At 70.6% G+C, this 7,496-nt stretch carries 5 protein-coding genes; 2 read left to right on the top strand and 3 right to left on the bottom strand.

Features of this window, described 5'->3' with window-relative positions; translation table 11 throughout:
• Positions 1-110 precede the first annotated feature (110 nt).
• Both ABZ930_RS20870 and ABZ930_RS20865 read right to left on the bottom strand, forming a co-directional pair.
• Positions 111-2,075 carry a M13-type metalloendopeptidase gene (locus ABZ930_RS20870; RefSeq protein ID WP_361549768.1) on the bottom strand — a complete coding sequence of 655 codons (1,965 nt, stop codon included), beginning with the start codon at positions 2,073-2,075 and terminating at the stop codon, positions 111-113.
• Positions 2,076-2,199: 124 nt separating this feature from the next.
• On the bottom strand, positions 2,200-4,419 hold the full coding sequence (locus ABZ930_RS20865; RefSeq protein ID WP_361549766.1) for an NADP-dependent isocitrate dehydrogenase: 2,220 nt from the start codon (positions 4,417-4,419) through the stop codon (positions 2,200-2,202).
• A 241-nt stretch (positions 4,420-4,660) separates the two neighbouring features.
• Here ABZ930_RS20865 and ABZ930_RS20860 point away from each other — a divergent pair, with 241 nt between their 5' ends.
• Together ABZ930_RS20860 and ABZ930_RS20855 are read left to right on the top strand one after the other, a co-directional pair.
• Positions 4,661-5,074, top strand: a complete 414-nt coding sequence (locus ABZ930_RS20860; protein ID WP_361549764.1) for a rodlin — start codon at positions 4,661-4,663, stop codon at positions 5,072-5,074.
• Between the two features lie 81 nt (positions 5,075-5,155).
• Positions 5,156-5,854 carry a TetR/AcrR family transcriptional regulator gene (locus ABZ930_RS20855; protein ID WP_361549762.1) on the top strand — a complete coding sequence of 233 codons (699 nt, stop codon included), beginning with the start codon at positions 5,156-5,158 and terminating at the stop codon, positions 5,852-5,854.
• Between the two features lie 13 nt (positions 5,855-5,867).
• Here ABZ930_RS20855 and ABZ930_RS20850 read toward each other — a convergent pair whose 3' ends face one another.
• Positions 5,868-7,475, bottom strand: a complete 1,608-nt coding sequence (locus ABZ930_RS20850) for an FAD-dependent oxidoreductase (protein ID WP_361549760.1) — start codon at positions 7,473-7,475, stop codon at positions 5,868-5,870.
• Positions 7,476-7,496 lie beyond the last annotated feature (21 nt).

Genomic DNA, 7,496 nt, shown 5'->3' with positions numbered 1-7,496 from the left:
AGTTCCTGCACGGCGGCACCCCGGTCGCGCGGCGCGAGGACATGGTGCGGCGCTTCCAGGACGGGGCCGGGAGGCATCGACCTCCCGGCCCCGCCGCACACGACCTCAGGTCACCAGATCCGCACCCGATCGGCCGGATCGAGCCACAGCCCGTCCCCGGCCTCCGTCTCGAACGCCTGGTGGAACTCGTCGAGGTTGCGCACGATGTTCGCGCGGAACTCCGGCGGCGAGTGCGGGTCGATGGTCAGGTACTGCTGCTCCTGCTCCTTGCGCCGCTTGGTGCGCCAGCAGTAGGCCCAGTTGAGGAACAGCCGCTGCGAGCCGCTGATCCCCTCCTCGTCGACCGGCACGTCGGCGCCCTCGAGCGAGATCAGGTAGGCGGTGTGCCCGATGGTCAGGCCGCCGAGGTCGCCGATGTTCTCGCCGACGGTGAGCGATCCGTTGACCCGCTCGCCCGGCAGGTTGCGCGGCTCGAAGCCGTCGTACTGGGTGATGAGCGCCTTGGACTTGGTCTCGAAGGCGGCCTTGTCGTCGGCGGTCCACCAGTCGTTGAGATTGCCCTGGCCGTCGTACTGCGCGCCCTGGTCGTCGAAGCCGTGGCCGATCTCGTGGCCGATGACGGCGCCGATCCCGCCGTAGTTCTCGGCCGGGTCAGCATCCGGCGAGAAGAACGGCTTCTGCAGGATGCCGGCGGGGAAGCAGATCTCGTTGGTGCCCGGGTTGTAGTACGCGTTCACCGTCTGCGGCAGCATGAACCACTCGTCGCGGTCGACCGGCGCGCCGATCTTCGCCAGCTGCCGGTCGTGCTCGAAGGCGTCGGCCGCGTAGGCGCTGGCCACCAGGTCGCCCTCGACGACGCCCAGCGCGGAGTAGTCGCGGAAGGAGTCCGGGTAGCCGATCTTCGGCCGGAAGGTGGCGAGCTTCTCGTAGGCCCGCTCCTTGGTCTCGTCGGTCATCCAGTCGAGCGCGCCGATGGACTGCCGGTAGGCCTCCAGGAGGTTGGCGACCAGGTCGTCCATGAGGGCCTTGGACGCCGGCGGGAAGTGCCGGGCGACGTACTCCTTGCCGACGGCCTCGCCCATGGCGCCCTCGACGAACTGCACGGCGCGCTTCCAGCGGGCCCGCAGCTCCGGGGTGCCGTTGAGGGTGCGCCCGTAGAACTCGAAGTTGTTCTCGACGAACGCGGAGGACAGGTAGGGGGCGCTGGTGCGCAGCACCCGCGCGAGCAGCCAGTCGCGCCACTGCTCGACGGGCGTCTCGCTGAGCACGGTCGACAGGTGCGCGAGGTAGGACGGCTGGCGTACGCAGGACTGGGCCAGGGTGTCGTCGCTGCCGCCGAGCGCGTCGACGTAGGCACGCCAGTCGAAGGCCGGGGCGAGCGCGGTCAGCTCGTCGAACGTCGTCAGGTTGTACGTCTTCTGCACGTCCCGCGTCTCGGCCCGCTCCCAGTGGCCCTCGGCGAGCCGGGTCTCCAGGGCGAGGACGGTGCGCGCGGCGGCGGCCGGATCGGTGTGCTCGCCCAGCCGGAACAGTTCGGTGAGGTACGCCTCGTACTTCTCGCGGGTCTCGGCGAACTTCTCGTCGCGGTAGTACGACTCGTCGGGCAGGCCGAGGCCGCCCTGGAGGATGTTGTAGAGGTATCGGTCCGAGTCACGGTCGTCGGAGTCGATGTACGCCCCGAACAGGCCGGAGCCGCCCTTGCGCTCGAAGCGGCCGATGAAGCCGGCCAGCTGGCTCACGTCGGTCAGCGCCGCGGCCTCGTCCAGGAGCGGGCGGACCGGGTCGAGGCCACGCGCCTCGACGGCCTCCTCGTCCATGAAAGACGCGTACAGCTCTGCGATCTTGCGGGCCTCGTCCGGGTCGAGGCTGGTGGGGCCGCCCGCGGCGATCTCCTGGATGATGTCCTTGACCTGCTGCTCGGCGACGTCCACGAGCTGCACGAAGGGGCCCCAGCTGGAGCGGTCGTCGGGGATCGGCTCGGTCGCCAGCCAGTGGCCGTTGACATGGCCGAAGAGGTCGTCCTGCGGTCGGATCGCCGGGTCCATGCCCGAGCGCGCGTCATCCAGAGTGCTCATCGAGGCAGCGTACCCAGGTCAGCGCGGGTGAACAGCATCAATTGCGGCGGCTTCCGCGCAGCGTGAACAGCGCACTGCCCCGCCCGGCGCGGAGCCGGACGGGGCAGTGGGGTCGTGCCGTGGATCAGGCGAGGGTGGCGAGCGCCTGGTTCAGGGTCTGCGACGGGCGCATGACCTTGTCGGCCTTGGCCGGGTCGGGCTGGAAGTAGCCGCCGATGTCGGCCGGGGAGCCCTGGACGGCGATCAGCTCGTCGACGATCTTCGACTCGTTGGCCGCGAGGGTCTCGGCGAGCGGCGCGAACGCCTTGGCGAGCTCGGCGTCGTCGGTCTGCTTGGCCAGCTCCTGGGCCCAGTACAGGGCGACGTAGAAGTGGCTGCCGCGGTTGTCGATGCCGCCGAGGCGACGGGTCGGCGACTTGTCCTCGTTGAGGAAGGTGCCGGTGGCGCGGTCGAGGGTCTCGCCGAGCACCTTCGCACGGGCGTTGTCCGTGGTGGTGGCGAGGTGCTCGAAGGAGACCGCCAGGGCCAGGAACTCACCGAGCGAGTCCCAGCGCAGGTAGTTCTCCTTGACCAGCTGCTGGACGTGCTTCGGGGCGGAGCCGCCGGCGCCCGTCTCGAAGAGGCCGCCGCCGTTCATCAGCGGGACGACCGACAGCATCTTGGCGCTGGTGCCCAGCTCCAGGATGGGGAAGAGGTCGGTCAGGTAGTCACGCAGCACGTTGCCGGTCACCGAGATGGTGTTCAGGCCCTCGCGGATGCGCTCCACCGACAGCTTGGTGGCGTCCTCCGGGTTGAGGATCCGGATGTCCAGGCCCTCGGTGTCGAACTCCGGCAGGTACGCCTCGACCTTCTTGATCAGCTGGGCGTCGTGGGCGCGGCCCTCGTCCAGCCAGAAGACGGCCGGGTCACCGGTGGCGCGGGCGCGCGTGACGGCGAGCTTGACCCAGTCCTTGATCGGGGCGTCCTTGGTCTGGCAGGCGCGGAAGATGTCGCCCTCGGAGACCGTCTGCTCCAGCACGACGTCGCCGTCGGTGTCGACCAGGCGGACCGTGCCGGTGGTCGGGATCTCGAAGGTCTTGTCGTGGGAGCCGTACTCCTCGGCCTTCTGCGCCATGAGGCCGACGTTCGGGACGGAGCCCATGGTCGACGGGTCGTAGGCGCCGTGGGCGCGGCAGTCCTCGATGACGGCCTGGTACACACCGGCGTAGGAGGAGTCCGGGATGACGGCGAGGGTGTCCGCCTCGTTGCCGTCCTTGTCCCACATGTGGCCCGAGGTGCGGATCATGGCGGGCATCGAGGCGTCGATGATGACGTCGGAGGGCACGTGCAGGTTGGTGATGCCGCGGTCGGAGTCGACCATGGCCAGCTCCGGGCCGGCGGCGAGCTCGGCCTCGAAGGACGCCTTGATGTCGGCGCCGTTCGCCAGCGACTCCAGGCCCTTGTAGATGCCGCCCAGACCGTCGTTCGGGGTCAGGCCGGCGGCGGCCAGATCGCCGCCGAAGCGGGCGAAGGTCTCCGGGAAGAAGGCGCGCACGACGTGACCGAAGATGATCGGGTCGGAGACCTTCATCATGGTGGCCTTGAGGTGCGCGGAGAAGAGGACGCCCTCCTCCTTGGCGCGGGCGACCTGGGCGGTCAGGAACTCGCGCAGGGCGGCGACGCGCAGCACGGAGGCGTCGACGACCTCACCGGCGAGGACCGGTACGGACTCGCGCAGCACGGTGGTGGTGCCGTTGTCACCGACCAGCTCGATGCGCAGGGCGCCGTCGGCGGCGATGGTGGTGGACTTCTCCGTCGAGCGGAAGTCGTTCTCACCCATGGTGGCGACGTTGGTCTTGGACTCCGCGGTCCAGGCGCCCATGCGGTGCGGGTGGGCCTTGGCGTAGTTCTTCACCGAGGCCGGGGCGCGGCGGTCCGAGTTGCCCTCACGCAGGACCGGGTTCACGGCGGAACCCTTGATCTTGTCGTAGCGGGCGCGGATCTCGCGCTCCTCGTCGGTCTTCGGCTCGTCCGGGTACGCGGGGAGCGCGTAGCCCTGCTCCTGGAGCTCGGCGACGGCGGCCTTGAGCTGCGGAATGGACGCCGAGATGTTCGGCAGCTTGATGATGTTGGCCTGCGGGGTCTTGGCCAGCTCGCCCAGCTCGGCGAGGGCGTCCGCGATCCGCTGGTCCTCGTTCAGGTGCTCCGGGAACGCGGCGATGATGCGGCCGGCCAGCGAGATGTCACGGGTCTCGACGCCCACACCCGCGGTGGACGCGTAGGCCTCGATGACCGGCAGGAAGGAATACGTCGCGAGGGCCGGGGCCTCGTCTGTGTGCGTGTAAATGATGGTCGAGTCAGTCACCGGGTGCTCCGCTCCACGTCTTCCATGTCATCGGCAGTTTTTCTCAGTCTGCTCAATATTGCTCGACATCAAGATATCTCGTGGCCGGGTCATGTTCGAAAGGGGTCCGGCCGCAAGATCGTGGCGCCCGGCGTCCCGGGGTTACGCAAGATGGGTCGATGGAGTGGATCAGCGCAACCTGCGGGGCCGGCTTCCCGTTGGTCCACGCGCAGTGACCCATCTCTGACCAAGGAAAAACACCATGCTGAAGAAGGTCATGGCCTCGGCCGCCCTCGCCACCTCCGTTGTCGGCATCTCCGCCGCCACCGCCGGTCAGGCCCTCGCTATCGGGGACGACCAGGGCACCACCTCGGCCAGCGGCAACGCCTCGCAGTCGGAGGTCGGCAACTCGACCACGGACGGCGCGCAGAGCCCGCAGGTCGGCGCGGTCCAGGGGTCGCTGAACAAGCTCTGTGTCGGCCTGCCCGCCAAGGCCAACGCCGGGTCGCTCGTCGGGATCCTCGTGCCCGTCGCCGCTCAGGACATCCCCGTCCTGTCCGCCCCGCAGAACCAGCAGTGCGCCGACGGCTCCACGCAGGCCAAGGGCGACGAGCCGGCCTCGCACATCCTCCACGGCATCCCGGTGCTCTCGGGCAACGGCGCCCACAACGGCTGACACAGCCGCGACGACGCGGACGGCCGAGGTCTCTCTCCGGGACCTCGGCCGTCCGCACATCTGTCCCGATATCCTGACGGGATGGCGGACAGAACCGGCGGCGAGCCGCAGATCGACGGGCGCTCCACCCGGTGGGACGAGCACAAGGCGCAGCGTCAGGGCGAGCTGGTGGACGCGGCGGTCGCCCTCATCGAGGAGGAGGGCGCGCGCTTCCGTGTGCAGCGCCTCGCGGAGCGGGTGGGGCTTTCGCGCTCGGTGCTCTACCGGCACTTCAAGGACCGGGCCACGCTGGACGAGTTGATCCGTCGGCGGGTGGTGGAGTCCTTCATGCGGCGGATGGAGCCGACCCTCACCTTCGACGGGACGATCGAGGAGTCCGTGGAGCGCGTGGTGGGCGCCCATCTGGACTGGGTGGCGCAGCACCCGCGGCTGTACGCCTACATGGGCGTCGGGGAGCACGCCATGGGGGACGGATCCCTGGTGGCGGACACCAAGACGGCCATCGCGCTGATGCTGAGCGAGCGGTTCGGGGACGTGCTCAAGGCGCTCGGCGTGCGCGAGGCGTCGATCCGTTCGGTCGCGGTGGGCATCGTGGGGTTCGTGGACACCGCGGTCAACCAGTGGGCGGGCGACACCGAACGCGAGGTGTCCGAGGAGGAGTTGCGCGCGATGCTGTGCCGTTCGGTCTGGGCGGTGCTGGACGCGACGCTGCGGGACCTGGGCGTGGAGCTGTCGCCGCAGCAGCGCGTGTCCGATCTGGAGGGGGCTCCGGCGCACTGACCGGTGCCGACCGTCAGGCGCGTACCGCCGCGGTCGCCTGCGCGGCCCGGTGCAGGGATTCGGTGTCCGTGAACTTGACCCGGGGGCGCCCCTGGGCCTCGCCCGCCGCCCGCTCCGCGCGGTCGATCGCGCGCCACGCGTCCAGGCCCGGAGCCCGCGTCACCGTGCCGACGCCGTGCGCCGAGCGCGTGAGGTGCCCCGCGGCGAAGTCGTCGAGCAGCGACTCGACGGTCTCCTGGGCGCAGGTCTTGTTCGTGCCGATGAAACCGGTCGGCCCGCGCTTGATCCACCCCGCGACATAGACACCGGGCTCGACCCGGCCGCCCTCGTGCGGAACGGTCGCGCTGTCCTCGTCGAAGGGCAGGCCGGGGACGGGCCGGGCGCGGTACCCGACGGCGCGCAGGACGAGGCCGGTCTCCAGGGTCTGCGTGTCTGCGGTGGGGCGGGCGCGGACGGTGCCGTCCTCGTCGGTGTGCAGCGCGGTGGCGGCGACCTCCAGGGCGCGCACGCGGTCCCCGCCCGTGAGCCGGACCGGGCTGGTCAGGAAGCGCAGCACGATGCGGCGGCGGCCCTCGACCGGGGTGCGGGCGGCCAGTTGGGCCAGCAGCCGGGTCTTCTCGTCGGCGTCGTGCTCCAGGCCGTCGGGCCAGCCCTCGACGCGCACGTCCACGTCCTTGAGGGCGCTGAGCGCGATGAGTTCGGGGACGGTGAACGCGGCCTGGGCGGGTCCGCGTCGGCCCAGGAGGACGACCTCGCGGACCTTGCTGGCGCGGAGCGCGGCGAGCGCGCGGTCGGAGATGTCGGTGCGGGCCAGGGCCTCGGGGTCGGCGGTGAGGATCCGGGCGATGTCGAGCGCGACGTTGCCGTTGCCGACGACGACGGCGCGTTCGGTGTCCAGGGGGTAGTCGTCGTGGGCGCGGTCGGGGTGGCCGTTGTACCAGGCGACGAAGTCCGTGGCCGAGGCGCTGCCCGGCAGGTCCTCGCCGTCGACGCCGAGCCGCTTGTCGGTCGCGGCACCGACCGCGTAGATCACCGCGTGGTGCTCGCGCAGGAGGTCGGCGTGGGTGAGGGTGGTGCCGACCTCGACACCGAGGCGGTAGGTGAAGCCCGGCTGGGACTCGATCGTCCGGAACAGCTCGGTGACCTGCTTGGTGTCCTGGTGGTCCGGGGCGACACCGGCCCGTGCGAGGCCGTACGGCGTCGGGAGCCGGTCGTGGACGGTGACGCGCACGCCCGGGTGGCGCAGCAGTTCGTCGGCGGCGAAGAGACCGGCGGGCCCGGCGCCGACGACGGCGACGGACAACTCCCCCGCCGGGAGGCTGCGTTGCTTGGGCACGACGTACATGGGCGTGCGGTCGGCGTGCGGATTCTCCTTGTAGTAGTTGGTGTTCAGTTCCAGGAACGGCAGCTCCGCCTCACCGAGCGCGGTGTGCGGCTTGAGCGCGTCGACCGGGCAGGCCGTCGTGCAGGCGCCGCAGTCCACGCAGGTGCGCGGATCGACGTACAGCATCTCGGCCGTGGCGAAGTCGGGGTCCCCCGGTGCGGGGTGGATGCAGTTGACCGGGCAGGCCAGCACGCAGGAGGCGTCGGCGCAGCAGGATCGGGTGACGACGTACGGCACGGCGGGCTGGTCTCCGTTCGG

Source organism: Streptomyces sp. NPDC046716, assembly GCF_040645755.1.
Classification (GTDB): domain Bacteria; phylum Actinomycetota; class Actinomycetes; order Streptomycetales; family Streptomycetaceae; genus Streptomyces.
Note: the sequence above shows the minus strand (reverse complement) of the source record. Positions and strands in the feature narration are given on the sequence as shown.